We start from the raw sequence: 23,551 nt of genomic DNA, 5'->3' as shown, positions 1-23,551 counted from the left end.
ATTATGTTTTTAGAATTAACAGAAGATAATCTTCAACAGTATGTTGCTGAAAACAACAAGGTTATGGTTCAGTACGCTGCATCTTGGTGTGGAAACTGCAGAATCATGAAACCAAAATTCAAGAAGCTGGCAGCTGAGAACGAAGATGTTACTTTCTTAATTGTGGATGCGGAAAAACTTCCTGGTTCACGCAAACTTGCAAACGTTGATAATTTACCAACTTTTGCAGCCTTTGAAGGTGGAGTGCTGGTTGATCAGGCTCAGACCAATAAGGCAGAAGTGTTAAATGAATTATTTGATAAAATAAAATCATGAAAATACCAGTAATAAGACAGCTATTCCAAAATAGCACGCCTGAGGATCTTAAAGCAACTTTAACTGTTTTAGAAGCTTTCTGTGAATTTAGAGGCGTAAATGAGGAAGAGGTTAATGTAGCGGGTGAAATGATTACCAATATCTGTGGTGCACTTGAAGTTCATGAGAGTGTAAAGAGTGGTATGGTTGAAAAAGACGCGCTGAATGCATTTGGCCAAAAGGTAATGGGCTCAATTGATAGAAATTAATTTCTGATACATACACAAAAAAAGGGCGATTCCAATTGGAATCGCCCTTTTTTTGTGCTTTTAAGCCAGGTTACGACCAGCATTTACGATGCCATACACCGTTCTGATCGCTAATTTTTCGTAGGATTGTTGCTCCTCATCTGTGATTTTGGACTGTAATTCTTCCAATGCGTAGTGTTGGATGAGTACAAGAGGTAGTACAATCTTCTCTCTGACTGCAATAGAGCTCTTCTCAACGGGGTAATTCTCCATTAAGGCCGTATGTCCCGATAGCTTCAATAACATGTCTTTAGAGAGCTCAAATTCGTCATGTAAGATTTTCCAGAAGGCACCGTACTCTTTATCATTTGCAAAGTGAGCGGTAATAGAAAAATCAGATTTGCTCATCGACATCATACAGTTATCTACGATAGTTTTAAAGTATCCTGATTCCTGATAAGTCTTTACTACCTTATCCCAGTTGCCCTCAGCTTCCTGATTTTTTAAAGCCGTTCCCATTCCATAAAAACCAGGAATGTTTTGTTTTAACTGGCTCCAGGCAGTTACAAAACTGATTGCTCTAAGGTCTTCAAGTTTTAAAGCGCCTCCCGAATTACGTTTTACCGGCCTGCTGCTAATGGTGATTTTAGACAATAGGGTTAGGGGAGAGAATTTCTCCAGGTAACTTAAAAATAGGGGATGCTGACGTAAAGCAAGGAAGGATTCGTAACTGTCTTTTGCCATTACATCCAATAGGTTTTTGTGCAGTGGGTCGAGTAAAATATTGTGTGTTTCTTTCATTCCCGCAGACATGCCGGCATTGATCAGCTGTTCGATGTTAAATTCGGCACTGTCGATTGATCCGTACTGTGAACTGATGGTTTGACCCTGTATGGTCAATTGAATGTTCTTGTTGGCAATTTCTTTACCCATAGAGGCATAGAAACGGTGTGTTTTACCCCCTCCACGTGAAGGTGGGCCGCCACGACCATCAAAAAAGGCTAGTTGTATATTGTGTTGGTCCGCAATTCCTGTTAAGGCTACTTTAGCATTAAAAATAGACCAGTTGGCCATTAGATAACCACCATCTTTGGTGCTGTCTGAGAAGCCCAACATGATGTGTTGTTTGTTGCCGCGGTTTTTTAAGTGTTTTTTGTAAAAAGGATGTGTGTAAAGCGTATTCATGATCTCTGCAGCATCTGCAAGGTCATGTACCGTTTCAAATAAAGGCACGAAATCAATAGATAGGTTGTCCTCTTCCCAGCCATTCCATAGGAAAAGCTCCATCAACTGCAAGATGTCGCTAGCCTGCTGACAATTACTGATGATGAAACGGTGGCAGGCCAGTTCTCCATTGCTTGCCTGGATCTGTTTGATCTCAGCGATGGTTTGCAAGGTATCCTTAATCAATGAGTCTGTAGTTTCAGCAGCATTCAATTTGGCGCTTTTGAACGACATGTTTTCAATCTTTTCTGCTTCGGAAAGACTGTCGTAGTTTTCAGGGAACAAGGAAACGATTGGCTTGCTTTGACGGCAGAAAGCGTGTACATCTCTAAGTACGCGGCTGTCTTGTCTGATGTCTAAAGAAGCGAAATGACTACCATAAAGTTCTACTTTACGGATCAAATCTGATACTACATCAGTGAACAGGCCATCGTGGTCTTCGTTTAAAGTGGTTAAGATTTTATTGAGGTTTTCGATTAAGAAATCGGCAATATTCTCCATCGGGATATTAGGATCGAAGGCATTTTTGTACAATACATCTTGTACAATTGCAATCGTATCTTCTACACCTCTGAAGGTAATGCGACGTTTAAGGTTTCTGAAATCACGGTAATAGCACCTAAATAGGATTTGACGTAGCATTTTTGAAACCTGTACCGTAGAATCGGCATGTACATTCGGATTGCCATCCCTGTCGCCACCTGGCCAGAAGCCCAATTCGATGATCTTTTTAGACTGCAGGTTGTAATCGTTTAAGCTCTTATCTACTTCTGACTGGATATTTGCAGCCGCAAAATAGAATACGTTTTCAAGGTACCAGGCCAGGCTTAATGCTTCATCAACAGGGGTTGGCGACTTCTTGTTAAAGAAAGGCGTTTTACCCAATTGCTGTAACAACAGGTTGATACTTGATATGTCATTGGTTTTGATCGCAGTGGTTAGATCGGTAATGATCGACAATACGCTACCTGGATAAAACTGGGTAGGGTGTGCGGTTAATACCAGACGAAGAGAAAACTCTTCGATTAGTTTTTCAATCTTATCGGTAAGGGCTTTATTGTCTGTGCCCTTTTTAAGGTACGATAATAAGGCATTGTGTTCATCGGCAGCATTCAGCTTATTGAAGGAAGCATCCTCTACAGCATCGAATAATACAACCTGACGCTCTATGTATTGTATAAAACGGAATAAAAGGTCTATAATGTCCTTCTTTGAATGCTTTTGGGTGTACTTCTTGAAAAAAACATCAATAATTTCTGCGGGAGTGTCATGGTTTTTTACACCATCCTCGCAGTATTTTAAAAAGAGAGGGAGTAAAGTACCGGTGTCTTTAACTTTGTAAAACGGAAGGGTTAGGAAAAGGCTATTATAAAGTTCGAACCGGGATACGACTTCATTGTTAAATATAGACTCTCTCTGACCTTTTGCTCGTTGTTTTTGCATCATAATTTGAAGGTAATATTTTCGCGCTTAATCTAGCAAAAATCATCCAAATAATGGCTTAAAAGGCAATAATTTTATTTTGATTTATTTATATAAATCGATAACTTAGAGGTGTAGAGATTTAAAAAATCTTTAAAGAGGGTTGGTATATTTAAGCGGAGACGCTGGGCGTATACCATTTAATTGTTATTTTTTTTGGGGTAAAAGAGGTTGATTCATCGATAAAAGATGATCAACCTCTTTTTTTATGATAAGGTCATTTTTAAGATTACTTCAAAAACACTTTCCGTATCGCTTTATTTGCGGCATCTAAAATGTAGATATTTCCATCTTTGTCAACGGCCATATCGGCCATTGAGCCTATTTTGGCCTGAGAGAATGAACCATCTGCAAAACCATTGGACAATTTTACCAGCGTTGAAACCTTTTTACTGGCAATATCAACTTCTCTTAATGCGTAATTGTACTTGTCACCGGCAATCAATTTACCAGGGCCATATAAAGCCAATCCACCTGAAATACTGTTAAATCTTGCCGCTAATCCTATTCCATCCTGGAATCCAGCATCAGAACTACCTGTGAAATAGTTTTCATTTCCACCTCCTGCAGCAATACGTCCAATCGCATTATTACTGCTTGAACTGGAATCTACATAATATAGATTTCCATCTGCATCTACCACTGCCTTAGCCATAGGCCAAAATGGACCGCTGATTTTCGTATAACTACCGGCTGTATTTACTTTGTTCATACCCGCATAAGCAGCCACAATGTTCACATACAGATTTCCAGCATTGTCAAATGTCATTAAACCTGGCGCAAAGCCGGAAACATAGACCGTATTCTGACCTGAAGGCGTAATTTTCCTGATGTGATTGCGGCCAATATCTGACACATATATATTATCCTGTTTATCGATCACAATTCCGTATGGGGTATCAAAAGTAATGTTGGTACCATTGGCCTGTAATATACTGACCTCCCCAGCTGGTGTAATCTTTTTCACCACACCATTCATTCTGTCCGCTGCATAGACATTTCCACTGTTATCTACTGCTATACCAGCCATGAAACCTCCAAAAGTATCACTGTTAGGTCCACCGGCTAGTGTCAGCATTCCTGCTCTTCTAAATTCCTGTGGCGCCAGTGCTTCCTGACCGTCCACCACTACTTTTAAATCACCGGTACTTAATCCTGCTGGTGCATCCAGTACCAATGTGTTTTCTGTGGCGGTTTTTACAGTTGCCAGTAATCCGCTAAAGTACACTTTGTTGTTTACAGGGCTGGCACTAAAACCTGATCCTTTAATGGTAATTGTTGTACCAGCCAAGCCGTTATCCGGACTTACAGAAAGGATACCCAGCGTTTGGTCTTTAAATTGCGGACCATCAGTTGCCTGATCATTCACTACCACTTTTACCAATCCAGTACCTGTACCGCCGGGCACTAATAGCTTGATCTGGTTTTCGCTAGCAGCTTGAACTGGAACGGAAACGCCATTAATAAAGACTTTATTTTCGTCCAGAACCGCACTAAACAAAGCCCCAGAAATAGTCATTTCAGCTCCTTTCGGGCCGCTTAATGGCGTTACGACTTGAATCGATGGTGGAGTAACTACGGTAAATACAGGTCCAGACGTTTTTTGCCCGTTGATGTTTACAGAAAGTGGTCCTGTTTTAACGCCATCAGGTGCCAGCACTACCAGTTTTTCTTTCGTCGCTTCCAATACTGTGGCGCTTGTTCCGTTAAAATCGATCAGGTTACCCGCAGCAAGTTCTTCAAAACCCACACCAGTGATCGTCACTTTTGTGTTCTTGCCGCCGCTTAAAGGTTTAATATTGCTAATGGCCTGATAAGTGAAGTTCTGACCTTTGGCTTCTTTACCATCCACCTTCACGACTATCGGCCCAAAACCAGCATCTACCGGTACTTCGGCTACAATAATTTCGTCAGATACGCTGACTACCAAGGCTGGTTTTCCGTTGATGAAAACCGTAGCCGGCCCAGTAGTACTACTGAAACCAGCGCCGGTAATCCGGATTTGAGAGCCCGCAGGGCCATTGGCGGGAAATACATTCTGCACGCTTAAGGCCTGGTAGATATATTGTCCCAGGTCAAAATTGCGCGAATCATAGGTAAGCGCCAATGCACCGGTTACGCCACCTTCCGGCATCCGAACCACGATGGTGCTTTCTGTGGCACTGATCACTTCTGCGGCTTTACCAGAAATGGTTGCCGAATACTTACTTAGCTCGGTTCCAAAACCTTCGCCAACAATGGAAACCAAGGTTCCTGCATTCCCACTATTCGGGTAATAGCTGTCTATTTTGAAGGGCACCACAGGTACTTCTACCTTATCTTTTTTACAAGCACCAATAAACAGCAGGAAGCACAGCATCATGCCGATACTAAAATTCCATTTGTGTTGATTATTCATCTTTTTATGACTTAATTTCTAAACTAATAAACTAAAAGGTATACCTCAATCCGAACTGCATTTGCACTCTCGATCCAAAATAATCGATGCTGTAAGGCTGACCAGGGTTGTTAAAAGTAAAAACAGGATAATTATCTGTGTTTTGCTGAGGTGGAAATAGCGAAGGTGTTAAGCCCACACTGCTGGTGGAGTTAAACGTATTTGGCGAGAAATACTGAACACCCCAGGTCTTGCTGATTAGGTTGGTCACATTCATCACATCCACCGTAAAGCTTAAAGATTTCGACTTATTGGCGTTCACAAATAACTCATGAGAAAGGTGTAAATCAGCCTGAACATTCCATGGTGTCCTGCCTTTATTACGCTCTGTGTACCTGCCTCTTCTGCTGCTCAAGTATTCATTTCCATCAATAAATTGATTAAAAGCTGCTGCTTGCTGCACTGCCGTTTGTGTTGGAATATCTTTGAAATATCGGATGGCTTCTTCTCTTAAAGGAATGTAAGTTAAACTCACTTGCTGTGGCAAGCCCTGGATATTGCCGTTTACAATACCATAAGTAAAGGGACTGCCCGATTGTGCTGAGAAGAATAGACTGATATTCGTTCTACCCGATCTGCTCCATTCGTAGTTATAACTGATGGTGGATACAATGCGGTGGCGAATGTCAAAATTGCTGGCACTTAGCGTTGGATTGTTTGGGATCAAAGCTTGATTCAACTGCCAGTTACTTTCCATGGAGTTACGCACCCCATTGCTCAGGTCTTTTGATTGTCCGTAAGTATAAGAAGTGCTTACATTTAGCGCCTTGATAAATGTCTTAGCAATGGTACCAGTTAGGCTGTAGCGATAGCCTTCTTTGGTATTGCTCAATAGGTAAATATTGGAGAAACGTGGATCTACCGCGCCACCATAAACAGGCTGTTGCTTCTCTTTGTCATAACCGTAATACAGTGGATTGTCTTTGGTATTTAACTGCTGGAACAGTACGTCTTTTAAGTTTTTAGTGTACATTCCTTCCAGGGTAAAACGCCATTCGCTTTCTGTTTCGTAATCGATCCCTAAACTTCCACGCAATACCTGTGGCATTTCAAAGCCGTTATCCACCAAGTCGACCTGTGTGCGACCGCTATTTGGGTTATTGATCACCGTTCCGTTTTGTTCAATAAATCCGCCAATGCCATTCGGACTAGGTTTAATCGGATCTGTGCCCGGTAAAAAAGCCTGCTGATCAGCTCTCTGATCAATTGCACCAAAAGTATTTCCAGTATTGTAATATGCATAAGCTAACCATGCAAAAGGAATCCGGCCGGTAAACATCCCTACTCCTCCTCGAAGAATTAACTTTTGATCTCCCAATGCGTCATATCTAAAGCCTAAACGCGGAGACAATTGTACCTTGTTTAAAAACTTATTGTCGATTCGGTTCAATGGCGTATACGTGTAAGTACTGCCAAAATAAGGATCTGCGATAATGTCCCGAACCTTGTCGCTCAAGGTTGGCATGGTTGGTAAATTCACAAAATCTGCACGTAATCCTGGCGTGATGTGTAGTTTATCACTAATCCTGATTTCATCCTGCACATATAAACTATACATGTTGACGTTGAAATCTGCTGCCGGATTCGCCAATAAATAATCTCTGTCGTTATTGAAATAATTGTAGCTTCCTCTTACGCGGTAAGGGTTGTTGTTGGTGAAATCTTCAATGCTCTGATAGTCTACACGGCCATTCCAGGCATTTACGAAACCATATTTGATGTGGTACAGTTCATTATGCGTCCCTATTAAGAACTTGTGACGTCCTTTTGTCCAGTTTAAGTTTGCGGTAAACTCCCAGGTTTTCTGCTTCATATTGAAGATACTCGCTTCGCGATCTGTACCTAAATAAATAGTGGTTCCTGGTGTGCGTCCCATAATTTGCACTTGTGGCAAGGTCGGATCGCTTAATGGATCCCTGTTGTCGTTCACATGGGTAAAGCCGACTAATAAATTACCGGACAGTTCATTATTGAAACGGCTTTTCAGCTCAGCAACGGTACTGGTCTGGTTATTTTCCTGTTGAAAAGCCATGCTGCTAAACCTGAAATCCTGCTGATCTCGGTCCATATGTGTCGCCTTACTGAAAATCGTGTTGTTTCTGATCGCCAGCTGGTGTTTATCATTGATATTCCAGTCTAAACGGTTAAAAAACTTCTGAGATTTGCTCCAATTGGTATACACGTCGGCGGTACCGGCGTCAAACACACTTCCATATCTGGTTTTCACCGTATTTGCAATGGATTGTGCATCAGCCACGCTGAAAATTGGGGCTGTTTCTGCTGTTCCTACGTATAATTGTGTAGGATCCTGACGATGGGTAATCTCTTCATTCGAGAAAAAGAAAAGCTTGTTTTTGATGATGGGGAAACCTACGCGGAAACCAGCCTGGTAATCATGGAAATCAGAATTCATCTTACCCAGACTGCCCACACGATCGTTGCCTGTCAAGGCTGCATTTCTTCCTAAACCATAAACCGAACCTGTTACCGTATTGGTACCACTACGCGTCACTGCGTTTACGGATCCACCGGTAAAGTTTCCGATTTTAACATCAAAAGGTGCTAGGTAAACCTGCATATCTTCTATGGCATCTATAGAAACCGGATTGGTCCTGGTACTGCTGCCATTCATACCTGAAGTACCCGTTTGTCCGCCTTGTGAAGGGCTAAAACCAATAGCATCGTTGTTTACGGCACCATCGATGGTCACATTGTTGTACCTGAAGTTGGTACCGCCGAAACTATTGTCGCGGCTGCCCTGAGGGGTTAAGCGGGTAATATCAGTAATGCTCCTGTTGATCGTTGGCATGTTTTTCAGCTGCTCAGCGCTGATATTTTTACCCGTTCCATAGTTGTCCGCTTTTTGTCGGACGGTTTTTCTGGCGGATACCTCTACTCCTTTCAGTTCCTGTGCATTTTCTGACAAAACAAAGTTGAGCTGCTGACTTCCACCCAGGCGCACTGAAATGTCATTGCGCACTGCGTTTTGCATCCCCATCGTGGAAACGGTGACCAGATAAGGTGATCCAATGCGGAGATTATTTAGGAAATAACGGCCATCTTTATCCGCTGACATGGCGTAACGAGTGCCCGATGGCGCGTGAATAGCCACAACCGTAGCACCGGGTATTGCCAAACCATTGGCATCTTTAACCTGTCCGGTTAACGAACCACTTGTTTCTTGCGCCATGCTATAAAACGACACCAACATCAGGGCGCAAAGCATAACGACTGAATATATTTTCTTCATTTTTTAAGTTTAATTGTTTTACGAAGCCGGTTATTGGGTGATTCGCAAAGCGCCATCAATAATATGTAATACACCATTTCCAGAAAGGATGTCTTGTTTCAGCAGTTTTACCTCCGTCGTATTTCCGATTCCTCTGAGTGTAATCTCCTTAAAACTTCCTACTGCACTTTCATCTGGCACCAAGGTCATCGTCACCGAATTACCATCCAACATGGCTTGCCTGCTGCTATTAGAAGGCCCGGTGCTTAAAATATAGTCGTAGATAAAGCGTCTGTCTTTCACAATATGGTAGTTGACGAAACGCTTCAGCTCTGTCGGATTGGTGTTGCTGATTTGCTCGATACTTATATAGCCAATTGCCTGCATCGCGGTATTATTAGGGGCAAAAATGGTGTAAGGGCCTGCTTCATTAATGGTTTGCAACAGACCAGAACTTCTTAAAGCCTGGGTAAAAAGCGTGGTACTCGCTTCTGCGGCGATGGCATCGCCTAATAAATCATGCAGATAAGGTGTTAACACACGATTAACCACCTGGATCAATCCATTGGAAGCTGGGATATTTTTCGAAATCACCCTGGAACCATTCAGGGTCAGGATCGTATCCTGGCCTTTGATCCAGTGTGTGGCATACAACTTTCCTCCTCGGGAACGCAGTTCCTGATTAAACAAGAAAGGGAGCTTATTCAGTTCATACTTTCCGTCCAGGGTATGGTAGTTCGCAATACGCGAAATTGTGGTCGGGTTGGCCGTCATGACGCCTACCGCCCCGGAATAACCCGCAGCAGTAAAGGCCGCATCTGAAGGCACCAAAGCCGTATAAGGACCGGCACCCTCCTGTAGGGACTTGTCTAATCCACTGCGTTTTAAGGCAGCGCTAAACGCCGAAAGGTTAAAGTTATCGGCGATCACCAGGTTGATCTTATTATTATCGTAATCGCTATTTTGCTGGTCATCTTTACTGCATGATATTCCCAATATGGTCATCAGCATTAAAGAAAATAGGGCGTTCTTTTTATATAAATGTGCCATGTTTAGTTTAATTTAAATCCTTTAGGAAAAATCAGGCGATCGACCACGTGGACAGGTCCATTTAAGGTGTTGATGTCCGTTTCTGTCACCGTAGCTGCCGGATAGGCGGAACCTTTTGCCTTCATCTGAATGCTGTTATTTACTGATGAAAATTCGATTGGCATTTTATAGGCAAATTCTGCGGGTGGGTTACCACCCAGATTGACCATGTAATCGTTCAATCCAGCATTGAGCACATTGCCATAAAATATAGTGGTATTGGCGTAAGCCTTATCGCCGCCTGAGGTAACCGGTTGAAACATCCTTCCCCAGTCGCGGTGAAAGTTGTACACGGTATCCATCGGAAAGCCGCCCACTCCGGTAAATAGGTTCTCATCAAAACGGATCGTGCTGGCACTGCGTTCATTAAACTTCATCACATCGGCCAGGGTTTGAAATCCTGCTTTATGAAAAGCTTCATCCGTTGGTGCAAAGAGTGTGGATATCGTGATATTTGGCCCGACATACCCATCATAAATCGGCGCATTTATGCCCCAGCCAACTTGATACAGCTTTCGGGAGCTGATGTAAGGGAGGACTTCCTCCGGACTAGGTCTATAACCGAAAAGCGGTTCCATATCATTGATCATGGCCTCTATATAATATTCATCGGCCAGGCGCTGAGATTCCAGGAATATCGTAAATCTGCCATCATCAGTTAAAGCTTCCAAAATGGTTTTTCTTGGCTTTTCTACGGTATTTTCCAGGATATAAACGCCGCCATTGGTTGCTGGCAAATAGTTTAGTTTACCTGAGTTCTTGCCATTGATCAGTAAGGATTCTCCTTTTACGCCTACGTAATTTCTGTAGTAATATAAATCGTACTGATTTAGTCCTGTTCCGGTATTCTCATAATAAGGAAGATAAAGTCCTGGGCGCTGCAGCAAAGTCTTCACCACAAAATTGTCGTTCCGTTGTTTCAGCTCTGACTGGGTAACCGGGCCAATAGTGGTGTAAAACATCATTAAGCTGTCCAGTTCTGGTAGGGGCATCTGAGTAATTGCGCTGGCGGTTAAACCTGCGGCTTGCATCGCCGCATCATTCGGGGCGAAAACAGTATACACCAATTTGGGTCCTTTTTCTTGCAGGATATTCTTGATGTTGCTCCTTTGCCAGGCGCTGTAATATAGTTTTGCCGGCGATTCGGCCAATAATTCTTCTACGGTTTGTGTGGCTTCAGGTTGAAAAGGAATCTGAATTCCTTCCGGATCAGGCAGAAATTCACTCTTGGTACAAGCTGCTAAAAGAAATAGACTTGACCATAAAACAACTGACCTTAAATTTCTCATATTCATCATGATATCTTATTTTTTTATTGCTTGTTCTGGTGTTACCAATCCATCCACCAGGTGGTGAACAAGCCCATTGCTACATAAATTGTCATTTTTTGCGACGATCTCGCTGGTCACTGCTTTTATAGGACTATCCGAAGGTCCGTTACCCGGATACAGGACTAATCCATAACCGAGTTTAAAGCTTGGGTATTGTTTTCCGCCTCCGAAAGTCATGTAATGGCTGTTGTTCTTCAGGAAATAACTAAAGGAACCATTAGAATTGATCCTGGAGAACACCTGTCCATCGGAAACAAAAAAGTGTCTGTCGTATAAGAGGTAAACCCCAAAAAGCAGATCCCCCAGGTATTTGCTGGCATCCATCTCATTTAAAGAAGCGGCAGTAATCCCTACATTTTTAAGGGCTTCATTATTTGGCGCAAAAACAGTGAATTGCTGTGTTGTTGCCAGTTGATCCCATAAGTTAAACTTCTTTAAGCCGCTTACGAACACGCTGTAATCCGGATGTCCGGCCAGCCATGCTTGTACGGTTTTATTGAAATTAGGCTTCATTACGTTGTCCAGCACATGCAGGGTACCATTGGCCAATATCACATCTTGACGGGTGACCTCGGATCCAGAAAAATACAGTTCATTTTCCGCGCCCCCATTTGGGTTTGTGGATGCCCTGGAAGTATACACTTCCGCATCGGATAAAGTGGCATAACGCACATCAATACCGTTGTTGGGAATATCAGTTACACTCAACTTACGAGGTAACAAATGGTATCCGATCACCTTTTTCAGGCTATCTGCGTTCAGTTTATCAAAATCTGTGGGATTATAAATACCCATTCTGTTAAATGCAGCATCAGTAGGTGCCAATATGGTAAAAGGGCCTGCTCCGTTGAGTTCATCCACATAGCCTACTTTTTTAATGGCTGCATAAAACAAGCGCATCTCATAGTTATTCTTCACAAAATCGGCTGCCGGACGGATGTTCTCGTTAGGTGCAGCAGTCGTTAAATCATCATGCTTACAGGAAGCTAGCAATAAGAGTTGCATTCCTATGGCCAGTATCATCAGCGTTTTACTCCTATATTTTCTTTTTTCCATGGAAATCATATTCTTAATAAATTGGCGGTGCATATTTCCTTTGAATAGTGGTTAAATAAACCTTACCATTTACTACTTCAATGGTGTTTACGGTAGCGAATGTGGCTGGATTGTTCTTTCCAGAGTGGATGTTAACCAATAGATTGGGCAATACTGCTCCGTTATCACTGCTCTGTAGTCTGATTTTACCATTTAGAAGGCAATTCACAGAAACCCAGTTCCCTCCGTTATCAATAGACCCATCAAAAAATGGATTGGTAGAAATATCCATTCCCGGCACAAAAAAGTCGAAGCGCTGCCAGATGTTTGTGGTGATGCCATTGGATGATTTGCTGGCCCAGATCGGGAAGCTGGAATAAGGGTTAACCACTGCGGTTTCCGTATTTAGCTTCACATTGGCGAAGTATTTCCCTTTATAACCCGGTACTGTAGGGCCTTTATGGTTCAATATATTCTGATCTTCGTAGAGTGAAAGATAAACGTTCATGTCATCTTTCATTCCCCACTGAAAACTTGCGAGCAGGAAATTGTCTTCTTTAAGCGACTTGTCGGCCTCCCAATAACCTTTTCCGCTCATGTTATAGAAATTCACATAGGCTAGTGAGTCAGATAGTGGGAGTTTATGGAAGATTTCCTGACGCAATAAAACACCTGTTCTTTTGGTCACGAAATCTTTCTGCAGCAGGTGCATGGTGTAAACCTCCTGAGCGGTTAAATTGATAGTCGTATCGATCAGAATATCTTTTTTAAGATGGTTTTCCAATTGAAAGAATGGCACCGTATTTTTAGGCCGGTAAGCGAACATAATGCGCACTTTCCCAGATGGCACCTGTGCCCAGCTGCTCAAATCAAAACCGTTTAAGATCGGACCTACCAATACATTTTCTTTTCCAGGATATTCCGGGTTGTTTACCGAAGTACTGGTTCCGATATGCGATGGATATGGTGGTGCATAAGCATCCCGCTGGTCTAGAAAATCACCTACAATTTCCGCACTTACCGGCATGCCGCTGGCATCCACTACAGGATTGATGAACATGCAGAAAAACGGCACTTTATTGTCCTTGCTGCCTAGGGTTTGCACGTAGTTAAGGTTGTTGAACACACGCAGGTAAGCAGGTTCTTTAATTTTACTGTACTCGACCTTTACACAACCGGAAGCTAACAGCAGGAAATTACAAGCTACCAGCCAGACGAATGTGGTGTTGATTTGAAATAATCTATTCTTTTTCATTATTTGTTATGTTTGATAATGATCATTTTTGCTTTGGTTGCCGGCGTACTTCCCGTTCCCGATTGCCCAATTAAGCTCAGGGTATAAATACCCGGCTCATGCACAGGCAATGCTCTTGCTGGTCGCAGATACAAGTCTTTATTGGCGATAAAGGCATCGCTTTTCAGCACCTCAATGTCGCTTGCCCAAATGCCCGGAACAACGTTAGGTTTAGAACGGTAGGCCATAATTTCGTATGGATTTTGCTCATAGCTACTGCTCACATAAGGACGCTCAAACAATGGCATTCCCGGCTGAAGATTCACTCCGGCATTGGGGTTGTCATCGCCGCTGGAAATAGACTGCCCATTATTCAAGGTGAAAGTGATGTAGGGATTGCCAGTTGAAAGGTTTAAAAACCTTTTAAAGAAGAAGTAGCGGTACTGATTTCTGGCATAAGTAGCATCTTCTTGTGCAAGGCCTCCGCTATAAGTTGCCCCACTTAGATCGTTGGCTACTAATAATAATTTAGGCCCACCTGCAGCATCCGGAGATAACCAGGCTGTATAATTTTGTGCAGGGCGAAGTACTTGCGTTACGCTGGCAATGACCTTACCTGAGGCATCTATAGCTTCGATGGTATGCGTACCCTGGATAAAATTACTATAGGCACCTGATGCACCAAAACCAAGGTCGGTAGCAATGGTTTTACCATCTACCCTGAAACTTACAGCTGCTGTATTCAAAGCATTAACGCCCTGTATCCTGAAGTAAGTGTTATTCACCGCAGGGCTATTGTCATTGAGTATTTGAAATGAATTCTGATAAGTATCAGCAGTCTCAGAGTTCTCATTGATCAGATAATTAAACCGCTGTGGTGCGATTAAAATTGTGTAAATACCTCCAGGTTGATAGGTTTGAATTGGCGCATAAGTTAAAGCGGTAGAATTCATCATATCTTTAGGAATCGTAGAGGTTGGTGGATCCAGCAAGGTGTATTGATTCAATTCGGAACCTAGCGCCGGCATTTGTCGGCCATCCTGCATCAGCACTTTGAACTGATAAGTACCATAAGGGACCTCTATATATTCAGATGTTTGTGTTGCTGAGCTGATGTTATTGGTCTTCGGATTTACCAATGAACCATCGGAATAAGCCAAAGAGACACTACCCGTTAAATCTTCCAAAGCCCCACTGCTGTTGAAGCCAGGAACTTTAATTTTACCGGAAAGGTTTACGATTCTGATTTTAAAATGATCAGGTTTTGAGGGTGCCGCAACACCGCGCTTTATTGGAACAACCTCCGGCTGCCCTTCCATACCAAAGGTTGGCATCAGGAAATAGTCCGTAGGGTTATTGTAATCATTTTTGACCTCCGTTTTGATATCATTACCCAATGTGGCCTGATATGATCTGGTCATGAAGTCCAGTTTTACAATTTCCTGTGCATTAAAAAGATCCTGAGGCACATTCCAGATTTTAGTCAAATACCCATTGTTCGGGAAATAAGAGGTTCCCGGTAATTTAGGTGGTGATCCAGGAGTTGGACTAGGGGTTAGAAAACTGGTCAGACTATCGCCATTGGCGATCACCTGATTATAAAGTGCTAGATTGATCACCCTGGCAGTAGAATTGATACGGTTTTCCGTTAAAACGCGGTTATCTGCCTCAAAATTCAGCTTGTCCTTTTTACAGGCCTGACCTAAAATCATGACCATCAGGAAAAAGAGGGGGAGGGGTTTATATTTTAGCTTATTCATTATTTAAAAAGGTTATAGGTAAAGCCCAGCATAATTTCTGCACCACGAGTAAAACTTCGGTTGATGTATTCGTTACCGTACCATTTACCCCCAGTCTGAGGATTTGCATAAACGGTTTTTATTGCCGGATTCAGGATATTCTTAGCGTAGCCTTTAAATTTCACGCTTTTAGTGATCCGCTGACTGAAGACAAAATCCAATACCGGTACTGGTTGCGTATATAAATCGGGTTCGCCGGTCAGGTTAATCTGTACCAAACGCTCACCTACCATATTAAAGGTCATGGTTAAATCAGAGCCCGATTTTGGGTTTTCATAGTTTAACCAAAGGTTGATAGAATACGGTGCCTGCTCAAAAAGCGGAGAGTTTTTTGGCGTATAACGATCCAGTGAACGAATGGCTTCATAACGTTCCGGTGTTTTTTTAATGTCACTTTGTGCCAGTAACAAGTTAGAACCGAAATAGAAATTCTTCAAAGGATCATATAAAGAGCCAAGGCTTTTCACTACCTCCAACTCCAATCCCCATACTCTACCCACGTTAGGATCGTTCTGGAACTGGATGGTTGGAAACTCTGGGTAGGTAGCTGCTAAACCTGCGGTTTGCAAGCTGAATACCTTTACCAACTGGTTTTCGATGCGTTTACCAAAGGCAGAAATTGCCAATACTTCTCCTTTTTCGGGAAACCATTCCCATCTGAAATCCAGATTTTGGGTAGATTGGTTTTTCAGGTTTGGATTACCTACTACCAATCCCATCTGGAAGGCGTCGAATTCAAAAACGTTGGTAATTTCCCTTAACTCTGGTCTGGCCAAAGTGGTGTTGTAAGCCGTACGGAAATTCATATTGTCGTTTAAGGTATAGGTCGCGTTTACAGAGTAATAAGGCTTGAAACCTGTTTTGTATACCGAATTGGGGTTGATTGGATTCAAAGGGATCCTTCCGCCGTTGGCGCCTCCTGCAGTCAATGAAGGATCTAAGAATACACCTGCAGTATCTACTTTCGAGCCAATATTAGTAGTTTCGAAACGTACACCCCCTGCTAAACGAAGTTTTTCAGTGATTTTCAAATCTACCATCCCGTAAAGGGCATTGGTTTCAAAATAGCCGGTATAGTTGTTTGGAGACTTCTGGGTATTGTATAAGAAACCACCGATAGGCAACATGCCCTCGCCCTGATTGGCTGCAGGCATTTTTACGCCGATCACCTGGTTGCTCACCAGTCGGTTCAGGTTACCTTCCACATCGTACAGTGGGATAGATTTATTAGTAGTAAAATTAGAACCTGGTAAAAACAACTGGTTCTCTGTGAAAGAGCGGTCACGGAATAAATAATTTACCCCTGTTTTAAATTGCTGGATGTGTCCGAATAATTTAAAAGGGATGCTTAAGTCTGCTTTGTAGTTGTAGTTTTTTTCATCCAGGTTACGCCATCTACGTCCGTTTGGCTCTGCCTGCATGATACCGTAAGGGCCAAATCCATTTACATAACCAGAAGTTAAGGCGTAAAGATGTTTAGTATAAGTCAGATCGCCACCAGTACTTCCAGCCCCGACTCCTGGTCTCTGGTACCAGCCACCAGCTCTTGGCATATAGTCCACTAAACTCGCGAAACGGAAATCCGGATCGTTTTGTTTCGACCTGGAGCTGGCCACATTATAGCTTAAACGAGGCGACATTTCTGTATCCAGAAATTTATGCTCTCCTTGTAAGTTAAATGTATTCAGGTTACGGAAAGTCTGTTTCAGCGAATAGGTGGTGGTGTATACATCGCCTGGTAAGCCTGTGTATTCATAACGGCCATACAGGTTTGTTGCCTTGCTTTCTCCGCCCCAGCTACCCAGATACTGCATACTGATTTCGTTTCGACTGTTAAAACGATAGGTTAAACCTGCCAGGGTACCGTAATTGAGGGTTTCAACACCAGTATTTTCTTTATAGGTCTGGTATTTACCCATGTACAAACTGTTTGGCGTGATATAGTTTGGAATATTTCGTGGACTGTATACATCTGGATTGCCAGTCACCACACCCTGATAGATACTGTATTGAGTTAAATCTCCACCAGAAATATCGGTAATGCGGCGGTAGTAATTTCCACCCAGAATCAAGCCTATTTTATGCTTTTTAAACACCTCATAGCTATTTCCGTAAGTAGCCGAGTACAATTGGTTCAACGGAGCCTTTTTGTATTGGGTAGTCATTACCGGATCAAAAGATTGCATGATGTTGTTGATCCTGTTTACTTCCTGATAAGCTGAAGGGCTGTAATTACTGTTTGCAATCATGCTTTGAATAGAGCCCAATCCGGCCGGATATTGCTGAGCCAGATTTTTGAAATCAGCAGTTAGATTTTTGTCGTTTATTTTATCGCCAAAAGTGCCCATATCGCTGTTCCAGAAACTATTGTATTGGCCGTCTAGGCCTACATTAGAGTTTAAGCCGCTTTGTGCTATGATTTCAAAAGTCTCCTTTTCAGGTACCGATTTTGTTTTTAGCTCTACAATACCGGCTGCGGCATCGGCAGGTTTATCCGGGGTTACGGTTTTATAAATGGTGATGTTATCTAACAGAGAGGCCGGGACGAGGTCTAAAGGAATGGTACTTCTGTCTGGATCTGAAGAAGCTAAACGTACACCGTTGAGCTGTCCGATTACACTTCTATCACCCAAACCGCGGATAGCTACATATTTATCATCGGTTACGGTTACACCAGCTACTCTTTGCAAAGCCTGTGTAGTTGTGATGCTACCGGTCTTTTCAATCAGTTCTGAGGAAATGGCATCCTGTATAATGGAAGATTTTTTCCTTTCATCCAAAACGGCGATGCTGGTGTTTGCTTTTCTTCTTGCCTGTACGGTGACCTCATTCAATGCCTTACTTGAAGCGCTCATGGCTACTGTAAGGTTACCGCTGTTTTTATCAACTTTCAGCTCTCTGCTGTTATAGCCGATATAGCTAAATACCAACACGACTTCCGGCTGACTGATCGTCATACTGAAATTACCATTGGCATCGGTTGTGGTGCCCCCCTGCACGCCTTTTACCCGGATAGATACGCCCGGTAAGGTTTCCTTGTTCACTGCATCAATTACTTTGCCCGTAATGCGCTGCTGGGCGGGGATGGCTTCGATTACCACATAATGATCTACTATTTTATATCTTAACCCCGAGTTCGAAAGCACATTTTTAATCGCTTCGGCAACTGTAATATCAGGGGCCCTGAGATTTACTTTTTTGGAGCTGATGTCAAGCGTCTTCTGCGGAAGCAGAAACTTAACGCCACTTTTGGCTTCTATAGCCAGTAGACTTTCTTTAATCCCCATCCCTTCCAGCTTCAGATCCACCTTTCGGCTAAGATTCTGACCAGTAACGGTGTTGGCATACAACATGCCTACCATAGTAAGCTTAGTAAACAACAGGACAAATGAACATTTCATCAGCAAATAAATTATTCTTAAAAATCTGGAACCACCGGGTTCCAATAAAAGTGAAGGATTAGCTATTGATCCTTTTTGCATATATTTGAATGTTATACGGGTTAAAATTGCCCTTTGGGCAAATAATCTGTTAATAGGCCGGTTTTCCGGCTGCCATTTCATCGTGCCTATGTGTCTTCCAAAACAATGAGGGCCCGAAGAAATATCTAAGCGTTCCCTTTAGCCTGCCAGGGCCATTGGGAACGTTTTGTTTGAAGTAACTAATGAGTCATAACCGCCTTTCCTTAATTAATGATGATGTTTTTACCTTTTATACTGTATTTAAACTGTGCGCCGGCACTTAAAACCCGAAGGGTTTGGTTTAATGGGATATTGTCCTGAAGGGTTACCGTGACTATTTCTCTGGCTTTTGCAGCATTTTTGAAGCTAAACTGAACATCATAAGCCCGTTCCAGTTGTCCTGCTATTTCCCCAATGGATTGATCCTTAAATACAAGCTTCGAATTTTTCCATCCACGAACATCCTGAACGGCTACCTGCCCAAGTATTGCGGTACTGTTTAAGGAACTTAACGTCACTTGCTGACCCGGCGTAAGCACTGCCAAATGCTCTGTTTGCCCTGGATTTACACGATCAACGCGAACTTTACCGGTAGCCACCTGCACTTCAAATGGCCGTCCTTTGATTGCATTCACTTTGAAAGAGGTGCCTAGGACCTGTGTGCGGATGTTTTGTGTGTGTATGATGAATGGTTTTTGTGGATTGTGGGCTACCTCGAAAAAGGCTTCTCCCTTAAGTGCGATCACTCTAGTTGAATCCGAAAACTGTTCTGGATATTTTAGTGTACTGGCCGGCCCCATATATACCAATGTGCCGTCTGCAAGGGTGATCTTTGCCCGTTGCCCTTTTACTGTACTAAATTCTTTCATCACCAGCGTCGCAATAGCAGGGGCCGATGTTGAAGGGCTATCTTTTAGCCGGCTAAAAGCATAAATTCCGACGCCGAGGATTAAAGGAATCCATACTGCTGCATACTTTAAAAAGCGAGGGCCTCTAAAAGAGCGGGATGTTTCGGACTGATCTAAAAGCGTTGTTTGAGCAGTTTTTCTTAGCTCAAATTTTGCTTGCCATTCTCTCATTTGATCATCAGGGATCAGCGTTGTATTGGTTTGCTGTTCCCATTCCTCTTGTGAGTCGGAAGTAATCAGGTCATGCAAAATTTCCCGGGTACCTGGTCTTAGCAAATAAGCGCGGACTTGCTGCAATTCTGCAGGGCTACAACTGTCCTTAAGGTATTTTTTTAGTAATTCTTTATCTATTGGTTGCTGCATAATGCGATGTCCTTCAAAAGGTATAGCGCAGAAAAGCAGGAGTAGGGTGAATGTATTTTAAAAAATAATTGAATTATTTTATCAACCAGGAAAGAAGGATTAGGAGAGTAGTTACATCAAGATGTTCGTGTAGGCTTTTTCTCAAATGATTTAGAGAAAAGCTGATGTGACTTTTGACGGTATTAGCAGATAAATTTAGTTTATGGGCAATTTGAGGATAGGTCATTTCTTCCTCTCTGCTCATTTCATATACTTTTCTGCGTTGCGGACTAAGTTCGTTTAGCTTTCTCTGAAGGCAGGTCTCTATTTCGGCAGAGATTTGATCATGGTCGGCATACCTTGAATCTTGCATAGTTTCCTCATGATACAGCTCAATAGGTTCTGTAGCTAAGGTCTTTTTGCGGAAAAAACTGATCACGCTATTGCGTATGGCTCGGAACAAATAGGCTTTAAGCGTTCCTTCTGGACAAAAATCGGTGGTTCTTTTCTCCCACACCCACATCATTAAATCCATGGCCAGCTCTTCTGCTACTTCAGTATTACGGACGTATTTAAGGGATAAGGAATACAAGGGTTTAAAATACCGCTGAAAGATGACGTCAAAAGCTTTATCATTACCATTGCGACAATATTCCAATAGCTGACGGTCTGATAAAGCATATAATTCCTTCATGATCTTCCTGAACTTAACGCTGGCAAACCTAGCAGGAAGAAATAAGCTGAAGATTAAGAATGGATTATGTGATTGTTAAGAAAACAAAATCGCCTGCGTCATTATAACGCAGGCGATTTTGTTTATTGTTTTTGTTTAGTGCAGATCTGCTGGCACTTCGACATTCTTTTTGAATTTTTGTAGGTACAGCAATGGGATCGAGCAGAGCAAGATCAGTCCGGCTACCCAATAGGCATCACTATAGGTTAACAATAGCGATTGTTTGGTTACTGTACCATCGATTGCCTTAATGGCAAGTGCCTTGGCATCAAGGTACGAATAGCCCTTGGCCATAAAATTGTTTAAAAAGGCGTTAAAACGATCGGTAAAGGCAGGGTTGTACTCGTTAACATTCACGAGTAAGTTGCTGCGGTGGAAGCCCTGACGCACATGTATAAGCGTGGTTAAGGCTGCGATACCGAATGAACCGCCCAATTGTCTCATCATGTTGTTTAATCCTGCACCCTGACCAATTTCGGCACCTTTTAAGTCCTGAATAGCCAGCGTGGTTAATGGCACAAATAACAAAGCCATACCCACACCACGAATCATCAGGGGAAAGAAAAAGTCGTTGGGCCCAGATTGCAGTGTCGATCGGCTCAGCATAGAGCAGAATACAAAGAACAGGAACATTCCGATGGTGGCCATGAATTGTGCAGGGATGTTTTTCTTAAGCATAATCCCTATAAATGGCATCATTACGATAGTACAGAGTCCTCCTGGGAATAAAAGTTCTCCGGTTTGAAGCGGTGAAAACCCAAGGAGATTCTGACAGAATATAGGAAATACGAACACAGAGCCATATAAGCCAAACCCTAAAATAAATGAGGTAAACATTCCGACAGAGAAGCTACGATGCCTCATGATTTTAAAGTTTACAATAGGGTGGTCGGTACTCAGCTCTCTCCATATAAATAGGATTAGACCTAGTACAGAAGCTACTGCAAGGGCTACAATGTATGGTGTGGCAAACCAATCTTCACTTTCTCCTTTTTCCAATACAGTTTGTAAACTACCAACGGCAACCGCCAATAGTAAAATACCCCACCAATCTACAGGCATTCCTTTTCCATCTTTTGGGGTTTCCCTGACAAAGGTATAGGTGCAATAGGCCGCAAGGATTCCGACGGGAATATTGACATAGAATATCAAAGGCCATGAACTGATCTCGAGTAAGTAACCTCCTATTGTAGGGCCAACAGTAGGACCTACAACCGCTCCAAGGCCGAATAAAGCCGTCGCAATACCCACATCCTCTCTTGGCCAGGTTTCTATTAGGATCGCTTGTGCCGTTGAAATTAAGCCTCCTCCTGCTAGTCCTTGCAAAATCCTGAAGGCAATGAGTTCTTCGAGGTTAGTTGCATTTCCGCAAAGAAAGGAAGCGATGGTAAAGAGGATAATGGAAAAGAGGAAATAGTTTTTACGTCCAAAACGGCTGCCCAGCCACCCCGACATCGGTAATACAATTACGTTTGCAACTGCATAACCGGTAGATAACCAGGCTACATCTTCTAGAGTTGCCCCAAGGTTACCTTGTATTTGAGGGATTGCCACGTTTACAATAGTGGTGTCAATCAGCTCCAATAGTGAAGCTGTGATCACTGTAAATGTGATAATCCACTTTTTTAAACCTTTCTCGGCCATTGTTTAGTCTTTTATAGAAACAGAAACCTTAACGCTCATTCCAGGACGTAGCTTTTCAAGGATATCTTTTGGGGCTTTGGTTATTTTTATTTTAACGGGTACGCGTTGTACAACTTTAACAAAGTTACCTGTGGCATTATCAGGGGGAAGCAACGAGCCTTTTGCTCCTGTAATCGGTGCAAAATTGTAAACTTCACCTTCTACGTCCTGATCAGGGTAAGCGTCCACTTCTACTTTAACCTTTGATCCGGTTTTTATGTCCTCCAGTTGAGTTTCTTTGAAGTTTGCCGTAACGTATAAGCTGTTCTCGTTTACAATAGCGAACAGGGATTGACCCGCTTGTACAAGTTGTCCTTTTTGAACATTCTTTTTAGATACAATACCTGAAGCCGGAGCTTTGATTTCTGTATAGGACAATTGTAATTTGGCAAAATCTACATCGGCCTGACGTTGTGTTACGCTAGTGCTGCTTACAGCCAATTGCGATTGCGTAGTACCAACTTGTTTCACCGCGGCATTGTATTGGTCGTTTGCTGCAGTAAAGGCTGCTTGAGCCGATTCTTTTTGCGCTTTGGCCTGATCAAATTGCTGTTGGGTAACAGATCCGTCTTTTACCAGGTTCTGGTAACGGTCATAATCTTTTTGTGCAAGGTTTAACTTTACTCTTGCAGCCTCGATATTGGCTTTCGCTGTACTGGTATTCGCCGAGGTGGCGGCAATTTGTGATTCAGAAACTCCAACTCCAGCACTTGCACCTTTTTGTCCAGCCATGGCCTGTTCCAGCTTTATTTTGTAGTCGCTATCATCGAGCTTAACCAATACATCACCTTCTTTAACTCTGGTGTTTTCTTCGAATTTAATGTCCTGTACATAGCCGCCTACGCGGGAAACTACCGGACTGATGTCTCCATCGATTTGGGCATCATCAGTATCTACGTGCTTGCTATAGTAGATATATTGTTTGATGCCAAATATTGCACCCAAGAGGATGAGAACCCCTAATATGATCGGGATAACTTTATTCTTTTTTTTCTTTTCAGTTGTCATTGCCTAATTTGTTA

Annotated in this window: 15 protein-coding genes; 2 read left to right on the top strand and 13 right to left on the bottom strand. The window is 42.7% G+C overall.

The genetic code is table 11. The features are described from left to right. Positions 1–3: 3 nt before the first annotated feature. Together FBD94_RS18995 and FBD94_RS18990 are read left to right on the top strand one after the other, a co-directional pair. Positions 4–315, top strand: coding sequence for a thioredoxin family protein (locus FBD94_RS18995; protein WP_131612263.1), 312 nt, complete (start codon positions 4–6; stop codon positions 313–315). Beyond that, positions 312–563 (top strand): DUF6952 family protein, encoded by a 252-nt coding sequence (locus FBD94_RS18990; protein WP_136881379.1) that lies wholly within the window; start codon positions 312–314, stop codon positions 561–563. The genes FBD94_RS18995 and FBD94_RS18990 overlap by 4 nt, the downstream gene beginning before the upstream one ends. 60 nt (positions 564–623) lie before the next feature. Here FBD94_RS18990 and FBD94_RS18985 read toward each other — a convergent pair whose 3' ends face one another. From FBD94_RS18985 to FBD94_RS18925, 13 genes are all read right to left on the bottom strand, one after another. Next, the gene (locus tag FBD94_RS18985; RefSeq protein WP_136881378.1) at positions 624–3,212 is read right to left on the bottom strand and encodes a phosphoenolpyruvate carboxylase; all 2,589 of its coding nucleotides are present in this window, start codon (positions 3,210–3,212) and stop codon (positions 624–626) included. A gap of 265 nt (positions 3,213–3,477) precedes the next feature. After that, positions 3,478–5,646 (bottom strand): IPT/TIG domain-containing protein, encoded by a 2,169-nt coding sequence (locus FBD94_RS18980; protein WP_136881377.1) that lies wholly within the window; start codon positions 5,644–5,646, stop codon positions 3,478–3,480. A 31-nt stretch (positions 5,647–5,677) separates the two neighbouring features. Next, entirely contained in the window at positions 5,678–8,935 is a 3,258-nt protein-coding gene (locus tag FBD94_RS18975) for a TonB-dependent receptor (RefSeq protein WP_136881376.1), read from the bottom strand. 30 nt (positions 8,936–8,965) lie between these two features. Beyond that, positions 8,966–9,964, bottom strand: coding sequence for a fasciclin domain-containing protein (locus FBD94_RS18970; protein ID WP_136881375.1), 999 nt, complete (start codon positions 9,962–9,964; stop codon positions 8,966–8,968). Positions 9,965–9,966: 2 nt separating this feature from the next. Beyond that, entirely contained in the window at positions 9,967–11,301 is a 1,335-nt protein-coding gene (locus tag FBD94_RS18965; protein WP_136881374.1) for a fasciclin domain-containing protein, read from the bottom strand. A gap of 6 nt (positions 11,302–11,307) precedes the next feature. After that, positions 11,308–12,390 carry a fasciclin domain-containing protein gene (locus tag FBD94_RS18960; protein ID WP_169472358.1) on the bottom strand — a complete coding sequence of 361 codons (1,083 nt, stop codon included), beginning with the start codon at positions 12,388–12,390 and terminating at the stop codon, positions 11,308–11,310. 13 nt (positions 12,391–12,403) lie between these two features. Continuing rightward, positions 12,404–13,624 carry a hypothetical protein gene (locus FBD94_RS18955; RefSeq protein WP_136881372.1) on the bottom strand — a complete coding sequence of 407 codons (1,221 nt, stop codon included), beginning with the start codon at positions 13,622–13,624 and terminating at the stop codon, positions 12,404–12,406. Beyond that, entirely contained in the window at positions 13,624–15,363 is a 1,740-nt protein-coding gene (locus tag FBD94_RS18950) for a DUF4397 domain-containing protein (protein WP_131612248.1), read from the bottom strand. Before FBD94_RS18950 ends, FBD94_RS18955 begins: the two co-directional genes overlap by 1 nt. Further along, complete coding sequence (locus tag FBD94_RS18945) at positions 15,363–18,884, bottom strand: TonB-dependent receptor domain-containing protein (protein WP_235884565.1); 3,522 nt, start codon at positions 18,882–18,884, stop codon at positions 15,363–15,365. The genes FBD94_RS18950 and FBD94_RS18945 overlap by 1 nt, the downstream gene beginning before the upstream one ends. Positions 18,885–19,087: 203 nt before the next feature. After that, complete coding sequence (locus tag FBD94_RS18940) at positions 19,088–20,134, bottom strand: FecR family protein (protein WP_136881371.1); 1,047 nt, start codon at positions 20,132–20,134, stop codon at positions 19,088–19,090. A 73-nt stretch (positions 20,135–20,207) separates the two neighbouring features. After that, positions 20,208–20,807, bottom strand: a complete 600-nt coding sequence (locus tag FBD94_RS18935; protein WP_131612244.1) for an RNA polymerase sigma-70 factor — start codon at positions 20,805–20,807, stop codon at positions 20,208–20,210. A 135-nt stretch (positions 20,808–20,942) separates the two neighbouring features. Further along, positions 20,943–22,490 (bottom strand): DHA2 family efflux MFS transporter permease subunit, encoded by a 1,548-nt coding sequence (locus FBD94_RS18930; protein ID WP_131612242.1) that lies wholly within the window; start codon positions 22,488–22,490, stop codon positions 20,943–20,945. A gap of 3 nt (positions 22,491–22,493) precedes the next feature. Then, positions 22,494–23,537: an HlyD family secretion protein gene (locus tag FBD94_RS18925; protein WP_136881370.1), complete on the bottom strand. Its 1,044-nt coding sequence runs from the start codon at positions 23,535–23,537 to the stop codon at positions 22,494–22,496. Positions 23,538–23,551: the final 14 nt, after the last annotated feature.

This window comes from Pedobacter hiemivivus (assembly GCF_005144565.1).
Classification (GTDB): Bacteria; Bacteroidota; Bacteroidia; order Sphingobacteriales; family Sphingobacteriaceae; genus Pedobacter; species Pedobacter hiemivivus.
The sequence above is the reverse complement of the archived record's forward strand: the minus strand, read 5'-3'. Positions and strand labels throughout refer to the sequence as shown.